12 protein-coding genes are annotated in these 15,809 nt (G+C 56.4%); 7 read left to right on the top strand and 5 right to left on the bottom strand.

Translation table 11 applies throughout. The features are described 5' to 3' along the window. Nucleotides 1–5: 5 nt before the first annotated feature. The 5 genes from nirB to C5F52_RS11520 all read right to left on the bottom strand — a co-directional run bounded on the left by nirB (nt 6) and on the right by C5F52_RS11520 (nt 6,283). Complete coding sequence (gene nirB / locus C5F52_RS11540) at nt 6–2,477, bottom strand: nitrite reductase large subunit NirB (protein ID WP_104798486.1); 2,472 nt, start codon at nt 2,475–2,477, stop codon at nt 6–8. A gap of 10 nt (nt 2,478–2,487) precedes the next feature. Continuing rightward, nucleotides 2,488–3,321 (bottom strand): ABC transporter ATP-binding protein, encoded by an 834-nt coding sequence (locus C5F52_RS11535; RefSeq protein WP_104798485.1) that lies wholly within the window; start codon nt 3,319–3,321, stop codon nt 2,488–2,490. Further along, nucleotides 3,318–4,103 (bottom strand): nitrate ABC transporter permease, encoded by a 786-nt coding sequence (ntrB, locus tag C5F52_RS11530; RefSeq protein ID WP_104798484.1) that lies wholly within the window; start codon nt 4,101–4,103, stop codon nt 3,318–3,320. The genes C5F52_RS11535 and ntrB overlap by 4 nt, the downstream gene beginning before the upstream one ends. A gap of 36 nt (nt 4,104–4,139) precedes the next feature. Continuing rightward, nucleotides 4,140–5,384, bottom strand: a complete 1,245-nt coding sequence (locus C5F52_RS11525) for a CmpA/NrtA family ABC transporter substrate-binding protein (protein WP_104798483.1) — start codon at nt 5,382–5,384, stop codon at nt 4,140–4,142. Nucleotides 5,385–5,629: 245 nt separating this feature from the next. Continuing rightward, nucleotides 5,630–6,283 carry an ANTAR domain-containing response regulator gene (locus C5F52_RS11520; protein WP_236657834.1) on the bottom strand — a complete coding sequence of 218 codons (654 nt, stop codon included), beginning with the start codon at nt 6,281–6,283 and terminating at the stop codon, nt 5,630–5,632. Between the two features lie 220 nt (nt 6,284–6,503). Here C5F52_RS11520 and C5F52_RS11515 point away from each other — a divergent pair, with 220 nt between their 5' ends. The 7 genes from C5F52_RS11515 (at nt 6,504) to tpiA (ending at nt 15,796) form a co-directional block, all read left to right on the top strand. Next, on the top strand, nt 6,504–8,741 hold the full coding sequence (locus tag C5F52_RS11515) for an NADP-dependent isocitrate dehydrogenase (RefSeq protein WP_104798578.1): 2,238 nt from the start codon (nt 6,504–6,506) through the stop codon (nt 8,739–8,741). Between the two features lie 120 nt (nt 8,742–8,861). Continuing rightward, the gene (gene tsaD, locus C5F52_RS11510) at nt 8,862–9,917 is read left to right on the top strand and encodes a tRNA (adenosine(37)-N6)-threonylcarbamoyltransferase complex transferase subunit TsaD (RefSeq protein WP_104798481.1); all 1,056 of its coding nucleotides are present in this window, start codon (nt 8,862–8,864) and stop codon (nt 9,915–9,917) included. A 54-nt stretch (nt 9,918–9,971) separates the two neighbouring features. Continuing rightward, nucleotides 9,972–11,300: a branched-chain amino acid ABC transporter substrate-binding protein gene (locus C5F52_RS11505; protein ID WP_236657833.1), complete on the top strand. Its 1,329-nt coding sequence runs from the start codon at nt 9,972–9,974 to the stop codon at nt 11,298–11,300. A 112-nt stretch (nt 11,301–11,412) separates the two neighbouring features. Beyond that, the gene (gene rpsO / locus C5F52_RS11500) at nt 11,413–11,676 is read left to right on the top strand and encodes a 30S ribosomal protein S15 (protein ID WP_104798479.1); all 264 of its coding nucleotides are present in this window, start codon (nt 11,413–11,415) and stop codon (nt 11,674–11,676) included. A gap of 197 nt (nt 11,677–11,873) precedes the next feature. Beyond that, entirely contained in the window at nt 11,874–14,012 is a 2,139-nt protein-coding gene (pnp, locus tag C5F52_RS11495; RefSeq protein ID WP_104798478.1) for a polyribonucleotide nucleotidyltransferase, read from the top strand. Between the two features lie 24 nt (nt 14,013–14,036). Next, entirely contained in the window at nt 14,037–15,038 is a 1,002-nt protein-coding gene (locus tag C5F52_RS11490; RefSeq protein WP_104798577.1) for an NAD(P)H-quinone oxidoreductase, read from the top strand. After that, nucleotides 15,038–15,796: a triose-phosphate isomerase gene (gene tpiA, locus C5F52_RS11485; protein WP_104798477.1), complete on the top strand. Its 759-nt coding sequence runs from the start codon at nt 15,038–15,040 to the stop codon at nt 15,794–15,796. Before C5F52_RS11490 ends, tpiA begins: the two co-directional genes overlap by 1 nt. Nucleotides 15,797–15,809: the final 13 nt, after the last annotated feature.

Genomic DNA, 15,809 nt, shown 5'->3' with positions numbered 1-15,809 from the left:
TGTCCTTAAACGGTGATGGCTTCAAACTGGCGCGTGTCGACTTGTGCTTTGTCGAACTCAAACCAGGGGTCGGGTTCGCCGTCGAGCGCAAATTGCAAACGTGCCCACAAGGCTTTGCGGCCTGCTTCGTCGTCCAAGATTTTTTTCTTCACGTAGTCCATGCCCACGCGGTTCACGTAGTGCACCGTGCGCTCTAAGTACCAGCCTTCTTCGCGGTAAAGCTGCATGAAGGCACCGGTGTACTCCATCACTTCTTCCGAGGTTTTCACCTTCACGAAGAACTCGGCCACTTCGGTTTTGATGCCGCCGTTGCCTGCGATGTACATCTCCCAGCCGCTGTCCACGCCGATGATGCCCACGTCTTTGATGCCGGCCTCAGCGCAGTTGCGCGGGCAGCCTGACACAGCAAACTTCACCTTGTGTGGGGCGTACATGCGCCACATGGCTTTTTCAAGGTCTTTGCCCATTTGTGTGCTGTCTTGCGTGCCCATGCGGCACCACTCGCTGCCCACGCAGGTCTTGACGGTGCGCAAAGCTTTGGCGTAGGCGTGGCCGCAAGGCATGCCAATGTCTTTCCACACATTGACCAAGTCTTCTTTCTTCACACCGAGCAAGTCAATGCGTTGACCGCCCGTGACCTTGACGGTGGGGATGTTGTACTTGTCCACCACGTCGGCAATGCGGCGCAATTCGTCGGCGGTGGTCTCGCCACCCCACATGCGTGGGATGACGCTGTAGGTGCCATCCTTTTGGATGTTGGCGTGGCTGCGCTCATTGATGAGGCGGCTTTGCGGGTCGTCCAAGGCTTCTTTGGGCCAGCTGCTCATGCGGTAATAGTTGATGGCTGGGCGGCAGGTGGCGCAGCCTGTGGCTTTGGTGTCTGCGCTTGGTTTTTTCCACTCTAAGAACTCAAACACTGCATCGTTGGTCAACAGCTTGTGGTCACGAATCGCGTCGCGCACTTCTTGGTGGCTGTGGTCGGTGCAGCCGCAGATGGCTTTTTTCTTCGGCGTGGCCGAGTAGTCGCCGCCTGCGGTGAACATCAAAATTTGCTCGACCAAGCCCGTGCACGAGCCACATGAAGCGCTGGCCTTGGTGTGCTTGCGCACCTCATCCAAGGTGAACAAACCTTTGTCTTTGATGGCTTTGCAGATCGCGCCTTTTTTCACGCCGTTGCAACCGCACACCTCGGCATCGTCGGGCATGCTGGCGGCTTTGCTGTGGCCTTCATGGCCCACGTCACCGATGTTGGATTCGCCAAACATCAGCTTCTCGCGGATGTCGGCCACGCTGCGGCCATCGCGCAGCAGCTTGAAGTACCAGCTGCCGTCCACGGTGTCGCCGTACAAACAGGCGCCCACCAATTGGTCGTTGCGGATGACGAGTTTCTTGTACACGCCTTCGTGCGGGTCGCTCAACACAATCTCTTCGGTGCTGCCGTCATCGCTTCCCATGAAGTCGCCCGCGCTGAACAAATCAATGCCGGTGACTTTGAGCTTGGTCGAGGTGAGCGATCCGGTGTAGCGGCCAATGCCGAACTCGGCCAGATGGTTGGCCAACACTTTGCCTTGTTCAAACAAAGGCGCCACCAAACCATAGGCAATGCCACGGTGCGCCGCGCATTCGCCTACGGCATAGATACGCGGGTCAGTCACGGTTTGCAGCGTGTCACTCACGACAATGCCGCGCTCACAATGCAGGTGCATTTTTTCGGCCAACGCCGTGTTGGGGCGAATGCCCACGGCCATCACCACCAACTCGGCGGGGACGTGTGAGCCGTCTTTGAACAACACCGATACCACACGGCCGTTTTTGTCGGCTTGTAATTCTTGGGTGTGCGCCTGCATGCGGAATTGCATGCCGCGTTCTTCGAGTGAGCGTTGCAACAAACCGCCCGCGACTTTGTCGAGCTGACGCTCCATCAGCCATTCGCCGACGTGCACCACGGTCACGCTCATGCCGCGTTTCATCAAACCGTTGGCCGCTTCGAGGCCTAGCAAACCGCCGCCGATCACCACTGCATGTTTGTATTTCGTGGCCGCATCAATCATGGCCTGTGTGTCGGCAATGTCGCGGTAGGCCAGCACGCCGTCCAACTCACGGCCCGGCACGGGCAGCATGAAGGGGTTAGAGCCCGTGGCCAAAATCAAGCGGTCATAAGGCGCGCTCTTGACTTCACCTGCCGCGTTGGTGGCGTGCGCGATGCGCTTGACACGGTCCACCTCGGTCACCGTCCAGCTGGTGTGCAGGGTGATGTGGTTGTCGCTGTACCAGTCGCGTGGGTTGAGGATGATTTCATCCAAGGTTTGTTCACCCGCCAACACCGGCGACAACAAGATGCGGTTGTAGTTGGGGTGTGGTTCCGAGCCGAAGACGGTGATGTCGTACAGGTCGGGCGTGAGCTTGATGAGTTCTTCCAAGGTGCGCACACCGGCCATGCCGTTGCCCACCATCACGAGTTTGAGTTTGTTGGTCATGTCCAACTCCTTAGTGTTTTTCCACGTGCGCTTGGCGCGTGTACAAAAAGTCAATCACGGCTTTGCGGTAGTGCAAATAGGCAGGGTCGTCGGCCAGCGTCACGCGTGAGCGCGGGCGAGGCAGGTCCACATGCAGCACTTCGCCGATGGTGGCAGCGGGGCCGTTGGTCATCATCACAATCTTGTCGGACAGCAACACGGCTTCGTCCACATCGTGCGTCACCATCACCACGGTGCTTTGGGTGTTGGCCACGATGGCCAGCAACTCGTCTTGCAACTTGGCGCGGGTCAATGCATCCAAAGCACCAAAGGGTTCGTCCATCAACAACACTTGCGGCTCCATCGCCAAGGCGCGTGCAATGCCCACGCGTTGCTTCATGCCACCCGAAATTTCGCCGGGGCGCTTTTGTGCCGCGTGGCTCAAACCCACCATGTCGAGTGCAGCGTGGGTGCGTGCGGTGAGTTGGGCTTTGTCTTCTTTGGGCTTGCCGTCCACGATGCCGCTTTGGCCGAACACGCGTTCCACGCCGAGGTAAACGTTTTCAAAGCAGGTCAGCCAAGGCAAGAGTGAATGGTTTTGAAACACCACCGCACGTTCGGGGCCTGGGCCTGCGATTTCGCGGTTGGCGCAAATCAGGGTGCCTTCGGTTGGCGTGGTCAAACCTGCAATCAGGTTGAGCAAGGTGGACTTGCCACAACCCGAGTGACCAATGAGGGCGACGAACTCGCCTTTGCCCACGGTCAGGTCAATGTCGCGCAGCGCAGGAAAATTGCCTTTGGCTGTTTTGAAGGTTTGGGCCACGCCCTGAATTTGCAAATATTTGCTGGTCAACGATGCGTTCATGACTGCACCTCCTCAAAGGTGAATGCGGTGGCGAGTTTGATGAGGGCGTACTCCAACACCAAGCCCACAATGCCAATCACGAAGATGGCGATGATGATGTTTTTCACATTCAGGTTGTTCCATTCGTCCCACACCCAAAAGCCAATGCCCACGCCGCCGGTCAGCATCTCCGCAGCGACGATGACCAACCAAGCTGTGCCCACCGCGAGGCGCACGCCGGTCAACATATACGGCAGCACCGCAGGGAACAAAATCTTGCTGACGATCTTCCATTCCGAGAGGTTGAGCACACGTGCCACGTTCATGTAGTCTTGCGGCACACGTTGCACACCTACCGCGGTGTTGATGACCATGGGCCAAATGGAGCAAATGAAGATGGTCCAAATGGCCGCAGGGTTGGCGCCTTTGAACACCAACAAACCAATGGGCAACCAAGCCAGTGGCGAGACAGGGCGCAACAAACTGATGAGCGGGTTGAACATGCGCGACAAGAACTCGAAGCGCCCAATCAAGAAGCCCAAAGGAATGCCCACCAACGCGGCCAAGCCAAAGCCCAGTGCCACGCGCTTGAGAGAACTCCACACGTTCCAGCCCACGCCTTGGTCGTTGGGGCCGTTGCTGTAGAACGGGTTGCTGAACACATCCACGGCTTGCCAGAAGGTGTCGGTTGGGTTGGGAAAGTTGTTGGTGCTGGTGACAGACACCAGCGACCAAATGCCCACCAGCAGTGCCAAGCCCATGAAGGGCGGCACCACGCGTGACAACAGGTGTTTCAAAGTCATGAGATGTGTCCTTGTGCGAGAGCGTTCGTGGGTGCTTTAAGCGTGAACTTTGAAGCTGTCGGCGTATTTCTTTGGGTCAGAGCCGTCCCACACCACACCGTCCATCAGTTTGCTGCTGCGCATCGCGCTCTTGGGCACGGGGGTGTTGCTGGCGGCTGCCGCTTGTTTGAAGATATCGATTTGGTTGATCTCTTTGGCCACCTTCAAATAGTCAGGGTGGTCTTTGAGCAAACCCCAACGCTTGTGTTGTGTGAGGAACCACATGCCGTCTGAGAGGTAAGGGAAGTTGGCCGTGCCGTCGTTGAAGAACTTCATGTGGTTGGGGTCGTCCCAGGTTTTGCCCAAACCGTTTTGGTAGCGGCCCAAGATGCGTTGGTTGATCACGTCCACGCTGGTGTTGACATACGACTTGTCGGCGATGGTTTCGGCCATCTTCATTTTGTTTTGCAAGCCTGCGTCAATCCACTTGCCCGCTTCCAAAATCGCGGCGGTCACGGCGCGTGCGGTGTTGGGATATTTCTTCACGAAGTCGCCGGTGGTGCCCAACACTTTTTCGGGGTGGTCACGCCAGATGTCTTGCGTGGTGGCTGCGGTGATGCCAATGCCATCGGCAATCGCGCGGTGGCCCCAAGGCTCGCCCACGCAGTAGCCGTCCATGTTGCCCACGCGCATGTTGGCCACCATTTGGGGCGGCGGCACGGTGATGACCTTGGCATCTTTGAGTGGGTTCACGCCCACGCTGGCCAACCAGTAATACAGCCACATGGCGTGTGTGCCGGTGGGGAAGGTTTGGGCGAAGGTGTATTCGCGTTTGTCGGTGGCCATCAACTTGGCGAGGCTGGCTGCATCGACCGCGCCTTTGTCGGCGAGCTTTTTGGACAGCGTGATGGCTTGGCCGTTTTGGTTCAAATTCATCAACACAGCCATGTCTTTTTTAGGACCGGCGGTACCCATGTGCACGCCATAAATCAAGCCGTACAAGGCGTGGGCAAAGTCGAGCTCGCCGTTGACCAGTTTGTCGCGCACACCGGCCCAGCTGGACTCTTTGGTGGGGATGATCTTGACGCCGTATTTTTTGTCGATGCCTAGCACGGAGGCCATCACCACGCTGGCGCAATCGGTGAGAGGAATGAAGCCAATGCGCACTTCTTCTTTTTCAGGTTTGTCTGAACCTTGGGCGTACACCGCGGCACGCAAGGCGGGGGCGATGGTGAGTGCGCCTGCGGTGGCGGCTTGCAAAATGTTGCGGCGGCTCATCGGGGTCTCCAAAAGTTTCGTCATGACATCACTCCTATTTAAAAACTGGGGCAGAAACGACAAAGGCGTCCACACCGCACGCACCTTGGGTGCATGGGTGGGGACGCCTTTGTCCTTGAACCGTCATTGGTTCTTGCTGTGAACTGATTGCAATTGCTGTGCCAGCTGCCTAGGGTTCTCCCGAATTAAAAAAGCCCCAAACTGGGGCTTTTGGCGCGGCTGCGATGTTGGGTTGGCACCGATTTGGTGATTTTGTTACTTTGGTGCACTCAGGACAGCAAATCGGCCATGTCCAAGGTGCGTTGCGCGATGTCGGACAGTTTCAGACCTTTGTCCATGGCGATTTTGCGCAGTTTGGTGAAGGCTTCTTTTTCGCTGAGGCCTTGTCGCTCCATCAGCAGCGCTTTGGCCCGGTCGACCACGGTGCGTTCTTGCAAGGCGCTGCGGGCGTCGTCTCGTTCGAAGCGCAGGCGCTCTTCGTAGTCGAAGCGGGCCATGGCCACGTCCAAGATGGGGCGGATGCGTGTGCTCGACAAGCCGTCCACGATGTAGGCCGACACGCCCACAGCCACGGCGTCGCGCACATGGGTGGTGTCGTTGTCGTCGGTGAACAGCACGATGGGGCGACGGGCATCGCGGGTGGCGAACACCACGTGCTCCAACGCGTCACGCGCCTCAGATTCGGCATCCACGATGATCAGATCGGGTTGCAATTGGTGGATGCGGTCGGCCAAGAACACATCGGCGGGCAGGGTGGCAATCAGGTTGAAGCCGCTTTCTAGCAGCCCAATGCGCAAGGCGCGTGAACGCTCAGCTTGGTTGCGGGCGTGGTCGTCGCTGGGGTCTTCCACCACCAAGTCAGGCGCGACCACGACGATGCGCAGGGCCGCCTGTGGCTGATTTTTGTGAGATTTGGCTTTCAACAGCATGGCTTTCGGGACGGAATCATTCCTCTAACTTGCAAGTTATGCGCCAAGTGATGTGCCAAGTTGTGACACAGCATTGCGTAAGGCTAGCGCTGGCTCAGTTGTTGTAAAGTTGCGGGCTTAGAACTGGCGCAAGCAGCGGTTGATCCCGATGTTTTGTTGGAGGTTCGAGTCTGAATTTCTTTTCTCACAATCCACTAAAAGAATGAGTGCACACATGGCTGCTGAAAAATCAAAAATCATTTACACCTTGACGGACGAAGCGCCTTTGTTGGCCACGCGTGCGTTTTTGCCTATCGTTCGCACATTTGCAGCGCCTGCCGGTATCGAAGTAGCCGAGAGCGACATCTCGGTGGCGGCCCGTGTTTTGGGTGAGTTCTCGGACTTGTTGCCGCCTGAACAGCGCGTGACCAACAACTTGGCCGAACTGGGCAAGCTCACGCTGGACCCTTCTGCCAACATCATCAAGTTGCCCAACATCAGCGCGTCTGTGGGTCAGTTGACTGCTGCGATCAAAGAGTTGCAAGCCAAGGGTTACGCACTGCCTGACTACCCTGAGAACGCCAAGACCGACGAAGAAAAAGCCATCAAGGCTCGCTACGCCAAGTGCATCGGTAGCTCGGTGAACCCCGTTTTGCGTGAAGGTAACTCTGACCGCCGCGCCCCTCGTGCTGTGAAAGAGTTCGCTCGCAAGAACCCACACAGCATGGCCGATTGGAGCCAAGCCTCTCGCTCGCACGTGTCACACATGCACCACGGCGATTTCTACCACGGCGAAAAGTCTTTGACTTTGGACAAAGCCCGTGACGTGAAGATGGAGCTCATCACCAAGAGCGGCAAAACCATTCTGTTGAAGCCTAAAGTTTCTTTGCTCGACAAAGAGATCATCGACAGCATGTTCATGAGCAAAAAAGCGCTGGTCGAGTTCTATGAAAAAGAAATCGAAGACGCACACAAAACAGGCGTGATGTTCTCCTTGCACGTGAAAGCCACCATGATGAAGGTGTCTCACCCCATCGTGTTCGGCCACTGTGTGAAGATTTTCTACAAAGAAGCGTTTGCTAAGCACGCCAAACTGTTTGATGAACTGGGCGTGAACGTGAACAACGGCATGGCCGATCTGTACAACAAGATCGCCGCTTTGCCACAAAGCCAACAAGACGAAATCAAGCGTGATTTGCACGCTTGCCACGAGCACCGCCCAGAGTTGGCGATGGTGGACTCTGCCAAAGGCATCACCAACTTCCATTCGCCCAACGACATCATCGTGGACGCTTCCATGCCCGCCATGATCCGTAACGGCGGCAAGATGTGGGGCGCCGATGGCCGCTTGAAGGACGCCAAGGCCGTGATGCCTGAGTCGACCTTTGCCCGTATCTACCAAGAGATGATCAACTTCTGCAAGTGGCACGGCAACTTCGACCCCAAGACCATGGGCACTGTGCCTAACGTGGGCTTGATGGCTCAGCAAGCTGAAGAATACGGTTCACACGACAAGACGTTCGAGATTCAAGAAGACGGCGTGGCCAACATCACCGACTTGGCCACAGGCGAAGTTTTGTTGAGCCAAAACGTGGAAGAAGGCGACATCTGGCGCATGTGCCAAGTCAAAGACGCTGCCATCCGTGACTGGGTGAAGCTGGCTGTGACTCGCGCACGCAACTCTGGCATGCCTGCCATCTTCTGGTTGGACCCCTACCGTCCCCACGAGAACGAGTTGATCAAGAAGGTCGACCTCTACTTGAAAGACCACGACACCCAAGGCCTGCACATCGAGCACATGTCTCAAGTGCGCGCCATGCGTTACACCTTGGAGCGCGTGAGCCGTGGTTTGGACACCATCTCGGTGACCGGCAACATCTTGCGTGACTACTTGACCGACTTGTTCCCCATCATGGAACTTGGCACCTCGGCCAAGATGCTCTCGATCGTGCCTTTGATGGCCGGTGGCGGCATGTACGAAACAGGCGCGGGCGGTTCAGCGCCTAAGCATGTGCAACAGCTGGTGGAAGAAAACCACTTGCGTTGGGATTCATTGGGTGAGTTCTTGGCTTTGGCCGTGAGCTTTGAAGACTTGGGCCTGAAAACGGGCAACACCAAGGCGACCGTTTTGGCCAAAACTTTGGACGCAGCGACCGGCAAATTGTTGGACACCAACAAGAACCCATCGCCCAAAACCGGTCAGCTCGACAACCGTGGCAGCCAGTTCTACTTGGCCATGTACTGGGCCCAAGAGTTGGCCGCGCAAACTGAAGACCAAGACTTGGCTGCCAAGTTTGCATCTTTGGCCAAAACGCTGACAGACAACGAAAGCAAGATCGTGGACGAGCTCAACAGCGTTCAAGGCAAGGCTGTCGACATCGGCGGTTACTACTTGCCTGATGTGGCCAAAGTCACAGCGGTGATGCGCCCAAGCGCTACGTTGAACGCCGCCATGGACGCTGCACAGAAGTAACCTGCGCGTTCACCGGTTCAAGCGACCATTCAGGCTGTTTCAGTCTGAATGGTCGCTTTGCATTGCGCGTCGATCTTTGATCAGAATGTGCAGTGAACTGGCCGCATAAACTCTCCCCCTATGTTGATCCTCGGTATTGAATCTTCCTGCGATGAAACGGGTGTAGCGCTCGTTGAGGCCGACCTGCGCGCGGATGGCCAAGCGGTGTTGCCCAAGTTGCTGTCACATGCCTTGTACAGCCAAATTGCCATGCACCAAGCCTATGGCGGTGTGGTGCCTGAGTTGGCCAGCCGTGACCACATTCGTCGCGTGATTCCGCTGGCGCGTGAGGTGATGGCCGAGGCTCAAAAAAGTTTGCAAGAAATTGATGTCGTGGCCTATACCCGAGGCCCAGGTTTGGCCGGCGCGTTGTTGGTTGGTGCGGGCGTGGCGTGTGCATTGGGCGCCGCTTTGCAAAAACCCGTGCTGGGCGTGCATCACTTGGAAGGGCACTTGTTGTCGCCATTTTTGAGCGTCGACCCGCCAGAGTTTCCGTTTGTGGCGTTGTTGGTGTCGGGTGGGCACACGCAATTGATGCGGGTGGATGGCGTGGGGCGTTACGAATTGTTGGGTGAAACCATTGACGATGCAGCCGGTGAGGCGTTTGACAAGTCTGCCAAGCTGATGGGTTTGGGGTATCCGGGCGGGCCTGCTTTGTCCAAATTGGCGGAGCAGGGTGATCCGGCCGCTTTCAAGTTGCCGCGTCCGTTGTTACACAGCGGGAATTTGGATTTTTCTTTTGCCGGTTTGAAAACGGCTGTGATGACCCAAGCTAAAAAGTTGGGCGATGACTTAGAAGCCCGTAAGGCAGATTTGGCGGCGTCCACCGAGGCCGCCATTGTGGATGTGCTGTTGAAAAAATCACTGACAGCATTGCGCGAAACAGGCTTGAAGCGCTTGGTGGTGGCCGGTGGCGTGGGGGCTAACCGTCACTTGCGTGAGCAGCTCAATGCGGCGTGTAAGCGCCAAGGTGTGCGCGTGCATTACCCCGAGTTGCATTTGTGTACGGACAACGGCGCCATGATCGCCATGGCCGCAGCCATGCGCTTGCAAAGCGGCGAGGGCGGTCAAGCCCAAGCGCTTCATCATTACGGTTTCGATATTCGACCCCGCTGGCCTTTGGCTGATTTGGCGTGACCTTCGGCGCCATGCCACCTTGGCATGCGTAGTTCTCGATGGTTGATTTTTTAAATGAGAGAGTTTGTCATGGGTGCGTGTTTTCGTGTTGTTTTGAAATGGTCTGCCGTTTTGGCGTGTGGGGCCGTATTGGCTTCGGTCGCGTGTGCCACGACGCCTAAAGCTTCACCGTCTGTGGTGCAGGTGAAGACGGCGTTGCCGCCCATTAAATTGGCCCTGATTGAGGGTTTGAGTGGCCCGTTTGCCAACACGGGCGAGGCGGTGTATCGCAATTTGTTGTGGGCCGTAGAGCGGGTGAACCAGCGCGGCGGGGTCAAGTTACCCGGCGGCTCGCGTGAGTTGGTCTTGGTGCGTCATGACAGCAAGGGGCAAACCGAAGAGGCGCTTTCTGCATTTCGTGCAGCTGTGGACGAGGGGGCTGGTTTTGTGCTTCAAGGCAACAGTTCGGCGGTCGCTGCCGGATTGATTGAAGCTGTCAATAAGCAAAACGAACGTGAGCCTGAGCGCCGCGTCTTGTTTTTGAACTACTCCGCGGTTGATCCCGCGTTGACCAATGAGCGCTGCAGCTTCTGGCATTTCCGCTTTGATGCGCATGCCGACATGCGCATGGCCGCGCTGATGCAGGTGATTCAGCAAGACAAAAACACCAAGCGCGTGTATTTGATGGGGCAAGATTACAGCTTCGGCCAAGCGGTCTCGCGCGAGGCGCGTCGGCAGTTGACGGCGCAGCGCCCAGACGTGCAGATCGTGGGTGATGAGTTGCATCCCGTCGGGCGGGTGAAAGACTTTTTGCCTTACGCCGCCAAAATCAAGGCCAGTGGCGCCCAGGCGGTGATCACCGGTAACTGGGGCAATGACTTGACTTTGTTGGTCAAAGCAGCCCGTGAGGTGGGGTTTGACGGTAAGTTTTACACGTTTTACGGCAACGCTTTAGGGGCGCCTGCCGCGATTGGTCAGTCGGGCGTGGGTCGTGTGGTGGCTGTGGCCGATTGGTTGCCTAACGTTGAGGGCAAGCCTTCGGCAGATTTTTACAAGACATTTCGCCAGCGCTTCCCGCAACCCGCCGATGACTACGTGCACATGCGCATGCAGCTGATGGTGGAGTCATTGGTGCAGGCCGTTGAAAAAGCAGGCACAGCTGATGCGGTGCCAGTGGCGCGTGCTTTAGAACAGGTGCGCGTGACTAAATTTGGTCAAAAAGGGTTCATGCGTGCGGCGGATCACCAGTTTCAACAAGCCTTGGTGGTCGGACAAATGGATCATCAGGGGGAGCCTGGTGTGGCTTTTGACGTGGAAGGGTCCAGTTACGGCTTTCGCGTGATCAAGTCCTTGTCACCCGAGGCCGCCCAAATGCCCACCAGTTGCCAAATGCAGCGCTATTGAAGCGATGCCAAGCGTCCTGCTATACTTAGCAGGCTTTACTTTCGGGTAAAGCACCAGCACGTTGCACCAACTTCCACGGTGCAACGCAAGTCAAATATTTAAGGAAAAAACCATGTTGACAGCAAAAATTGCTGAAGTCGTCAAAGACAACGCACGCGCCGCAGGCGATACAGGCAGTCCCGAAGTCCAAGTGGCTTTGTTGACCGCTCGTATCAACGAACTCACACCTCACTTCAAATTGCACGCCAAAGACCACCACGGTCGTCGCGGTTTGTTGCGCATGGTGAGCCGCCGTCGTAAATTGCTCGACTACCTCAAGTCGAAAAACTTTGACCGTTACGCTGCTCTGATCGCCAAGCTTGGCCTGCGCAAGTAATCGTTAAATTTCTCGCGAAAAACGCCTGAGTTTTCAACAAGCTCAGGCGTTTTGCACTTTCAACAACGAACTTTTAACCCACGGCAAGACAACGAGGCGCAGATTCGAAAGCTGTGTCATTCCAAAAAAGCCCCCACTTTTCTGGAATGGCATCGTGTGCTGCACCGGGGCCTGCCAAATTTCATTAGGAAAAACACATGTCAATTTTTAACAAAGTTACCAAAACCTTCCAATGGGGCCAACACACGGTCACCATGGAAACCGGCGAAATGGCTCGCCAAGCTGGCGGCGCCGTGCTCGTCAACATGGATGACACCGTGGTGTTGGCCACTGTCGTGGGTTCGAAGATTGCCAAAGCTGGCCAAGACTTCTTCCCCTTGACTGTCGATTACATCGAGAAAACATACGCCGCAGGCAAGATCCCCGGCAGCTTTTTCAAGCGCGAAGCCAAGCCCAGCGAACACGAGACATTGACCAGCCGTCTGATCGACCGCCCCATCCGTCCTTTGTTCCCAGAAGGTTTCTACAACGACGTGCACGTGGTGATTCACACCGTGTCGTTGAACCCAGAAGTCGATGCTGACATCGCTGCCTTGATCGCTGTGTCTGCTGCTTTGAGCATTTCTGGTATTCCTTTCAACGGCCCCATCGGTGCCGCTCGCGTGGGTTACATCAACGGCGAATACGTCTTGAACCCAGGCCAAACACAACGCAAAGACAGCCAGATGGACCTCGTGGTCGCTGGTACCGAAGCCGCTGTGTTGATGGTGGAATCTGAAGCCCAACAGCTGTCAGAAGAAATCATGTTGGGTGCTGTGGTGTTCGGCCACGAGCAAGGCAACATCGCGATCAACGCCATTCACGAATTGGTGCGCGACGCTGGCAAACCAGCCTGGGATTGGTCTGCACCTGCCAAGGACGAGCCACTGATCGCCAAGGTCGTTGCTCAAGCGGAAGACAAGCTGCGCGCTGCCTACCAAATTCGTAACAAACAAGCCCGTACACACGCTTGCCGTGAAGCTTACGGCGCTGTGATGGCTGGTTTGAAGGCCGACGGCGTTGAGTTTGACTCGGTCAAAGTCGAAAACATGTTGTTCGACATCGAAGCCCGCATTGTTCGCAGCCAAATTTTGGCAGGCGAGCCACGCATTGACGGCCGCGACACACGCACTGTGCGTCCTATCGAAATTCGCAACAGCGTGTTGCCACGCACCCACGGTTCTGCTTTGTTCACACGCGGCGAAACCCAAGCTTTGGTGGTCACTACTTTGGGTACCGAGCGCGACGCACAACGCATCGACGCCTTGGCTGGTGAGTACGAAGACCGTTTCATGATGCACTACAACATGCCTCCGTTCGCCACTGGCGAAGTGGGCCGCATGGGCTCTACAAAACGCCGTGAAATCGGCCACGGCCGTTTGGCCAAGCGTGCTTTGGTGGCTGTGTTGCCAACCAAAGAAGAGTTCCCATACACCATGCGCGTGGTGTCTGAAATCACGGAATCCAACGGTTCTTCATCGATGGCTTCGGTCTGCGGTGGCTGCTTATCCATGATGGATGCAGGCGTGCCTATGAAAGCACACGTGGCCGGTATCGCCATGGGCTTGATCAAAGACGGCAACCGTTTTGCTGTGTTGACCGACATCTTGGGTGACGAAGATCACTTGGGCGATATGGACTTCAAAGTGGCCGGTACCACCAACGGTATTACTGCTTTGCAAATGGACATCAAGATCCAAGGCATCACCAAAGAAATCATGCAAGTCGCATTGGCTCAAGCCAAAGAAGCGCGCATGCACATCTTGGACAAGATGCAAGCCGCCATGGGCGAAGCCAAGACCGAAGTGTCTGACTTTGCACCTAAGTTGTTCACCATGAAGATCAACCCCGAGAAGATCCGTGACGTGATCGGCAAAGGTGGCGCCACCATCCGTGCGTTGACCGAAGAAACCGGTTGCCAAATCAACATCGAAGAAGACGGCACGATCACCATCGCTGCCACCGATGGCGAGAAGGCTGAAATCGCCAAGCGTCGCATCACCGAAATCACGGCTGAAGTCGAAATTGGCAAAGTCTACGAAGGCCCGATCACCAAGATCTTGGACTTCGGTGCTTTGGTCAACTTGCTGCCAGGCAAAGACGGTTTGTTGCACATCAGCCAGATCAGCCACGAGCGCATTGCGAAGGTGACTGACGTGTTGGCTGAAGGTCAAATCGTGCGCGTGAAAGTGCTCGAAACAGACGAAAAAGGTCGTGTGAAGTTGTCGATGAAAGCCTTGATGGAGCGTCCTGCGGGCGAGCAGCATCATGGCGATCGTCACGACGCACAGTCTTAATCCAACGTTCAAGGTTTGCACATGATGCACATCGTCGAAATCTCTAGTCCAGGCGCCCCTGAGGTGCTGCGTCCTGCTCAGCGGCCTGTGCCGCAAGCCGGTGTGGGTGAGTTGCTGATTCGTGTCAGCGCCAGTGGCATCAACCGCCCTGACGTGCTGCAACGTACTGGTAACTATCCTGTGCCCGCGGGCGCATCGGATGTGCCGGGTTTAGAGGTGGCGGGTGTGATCGAGTCAGGCGATGTTTCGGCCATGGCTGAGGCGGGCTTGAAAGTCGGTGACCGTGTGTGTGCCTTGGTGGCCGGTGGTGGTTACGCGCAATATTGCGTGGCCCCTGTTGGCCAGTGTTTGCCTGTACCCAAGGGCTTGAGCGATGTGGAAGCGGCGTCATTGCCGGAGACCTTCTTCACCGTCTGGAGCAATGTGTTTGACCGTGCGCGTTTGCAAACGGGTGAAACCTTGTTGGTACAGGGCGGTTCAAGTGGTATCGGGGTGACGGCCATTCAAATGGCCAAAGCCTTGGGTGCCACCGTGATCGTCACCGCAGGAAGCGACGACAAGTGCGCAGCCTGTGTGGCTCTCGGCGCTGATCACGCCATCAATTACAAGACCCATGACTTTGTGGCCGAGGCGATGCGCCTGACGGGTGACAAAGGTGTGGATGTCGTGCTCGACATGGTCGCGGGCGACTATGTGGCGCGCGAAGTGGCCTGCATGGCCGAAGATGGTCGATTGGTCATCATCGCGGTGCAGGGCGGCGTCAAGAGTGAATTCAACGCGGGTTTGGTGTTGCGTCGTCGCTTGACCATCACGGGGTCGACCTTGCGTCCTCGCCCTGTGTCGTTCAAGGCGGCGATTGCGCGCAATTTGCGTGAGCATGTGTGGCCTTTGATTGAAGCGGGTCGTATTCGTCCCGTGATTCATTCCACCTTCGATGCCGCGTCTGCTGACGGTGCTGCCAGTGCACACCGTTTGATGGAGTCCAACCAGCATGTGGGCAAAATCGTTTTGACTTGGAGTTTGTGATGAAGCAAAAACTCATTGCAGGAAATTGGAAGATGAATGGCAGCTTGGCTGCCAACGAAGCTTTGGTGCAAGGTGTGCAACAAGGTTTGGCGCAAGCTTTGGGCGGTAAGCAAGCGCAAGTCGCTGTGTGTGTGCCGATGGGTTACTTGTCGCAAGTGCAGCAATTGGTCAAAGGCTCAGGCATTGACTTGGGTTCGCAAGATGTGTCTGCCCATGAGCAGGGCGCATACACCGGTGAAACATCGGCTGCCATGCTCAAAGACTTTGCGGTGCGTTATTGCCTCGTGGGTCATTCCGAGCGTCGTCAATACCATGGCGAAACGGATGAGCAAGTGGCCTCGAAAGCGCAACGCGCACTGTCTGCCGGTATCACGCCCGTCGTGTGCGTGGGTGAGACTTTGGCTGAGCGTGAAGCGGGCAAAACCGAAGAGGTGGTCAAGCGTCAATTGGCGGCGGTGATTCACGCCAATGGTCATTGCATCAGTGAAATCGTGGTGGCGTATGAGCCTGTTTGGGCCATCGGCACCGGCAAGACCGCGACGCCTGAAGAGGCGCAAGCGGTGCATGCGGTGTTACGCGCGCAATTGCATGCGGCAACAGAGCATGCCGATCGTGTTCAGATTTTGTACGGCGGCAGCATGAATGCCGCCAATGCCTCGCAACTGTTGAGTCAGCCTGATATTGACGGTGGCTTGATTGGCGGCGCGGCACTGAAGTCTGCTGACTTCCTCACCATCATTGCCGCTGCGGCGCGCTGAAATCTATATTTTT

The organism is Limnohabitans sp. TS-CS-82, assembly GCF_002943475.1.
This window is presented reverse-complemented; position numbering and strand designations above follow the sequence as displayed.

What these genes read in the sequence shown, in the direction of transcription:
- nirB (WP_104798486.1), bottom strand. Translation starts at nt 2,477, where the DNA reads ATGACCAACAAACTCAAACTCGTGATGGTGGGCAACGGCATGGCCGGT.
- C5F52_RS11535 (WP_104798485.1), bottom strand. Translation starts at nt 3,321, where the DNA reads ATGAACGCATCGTTGACCAGCAAATATTTGCAAATTCAGGGCGTGGCC.
- ntrB (WP_104798484.1), bottom strand. Translation starts at nt 4,103, where the DNA reads ATGACTTTGAAACACCTGTTGTCACGCGTGGTGCCGCCCTTCATGGGC.
- C5F52_RS11525 (WP_104798483.1), bottom strand. Translation starts at nt 5,384, where the DNA reads ATGACGAAACTTTTGGAGACCCCGATGAGCCGCCGCAACATTTTGCAA.
- C5F52_RS11515 (WP_104798578.1), top strand. Translation starts at nt 6,504, where the DNA reads ATGGCTGCTGAAAAATCAAAAATCATTTACACCTTGACGGACGAAGCG.
- tsaD (WP_104798481.1), top strand. Translation starts at nt 8,862, where the DNA reads ATGTTGATCCTCGGTATTGAATCTTCCTGCGATGAAACGGGTGTAGCG.
- C5F52_RS11505 (WP_236657833.1), top strand. Translation starts at nt 9,972, where the DNA reads ATGAGAGAGTTTGTCATGGGTGCGTGTTTTCGTGTTGTTTTGAAATGG.
- rpsO (WP_104798479.1), top strand. Translation starts at nt 11,413, where the DNA reads ATGTTGACAGCAAAAATTGCTGAAGTCGTCAAAGACAACGCACGCGCC.
- pnp (WP_104798478.1), top strand. Translation starts at nt 11,874, where the DNA reads ATGTCAATTTTTAACAAAGTTACCAAAACCTTCCAATGGGGCCAACAC.
- C5F52_RS11490 (WP_104798577.1), top strand. Translation starts at nt 14,037, where the DNA reads ATGCACATCGTCGAAATCTCTAGTCCAGGCGCCCCTGAGGTGCTGCGT.
- tpiA (WP_104798477.1), top strand. Translation starts at nt 15,038, where the DNA reads ATGAAGCAAAAACTCATTGCAGGAAATTGGAAGATGAATGGCAGCTTG.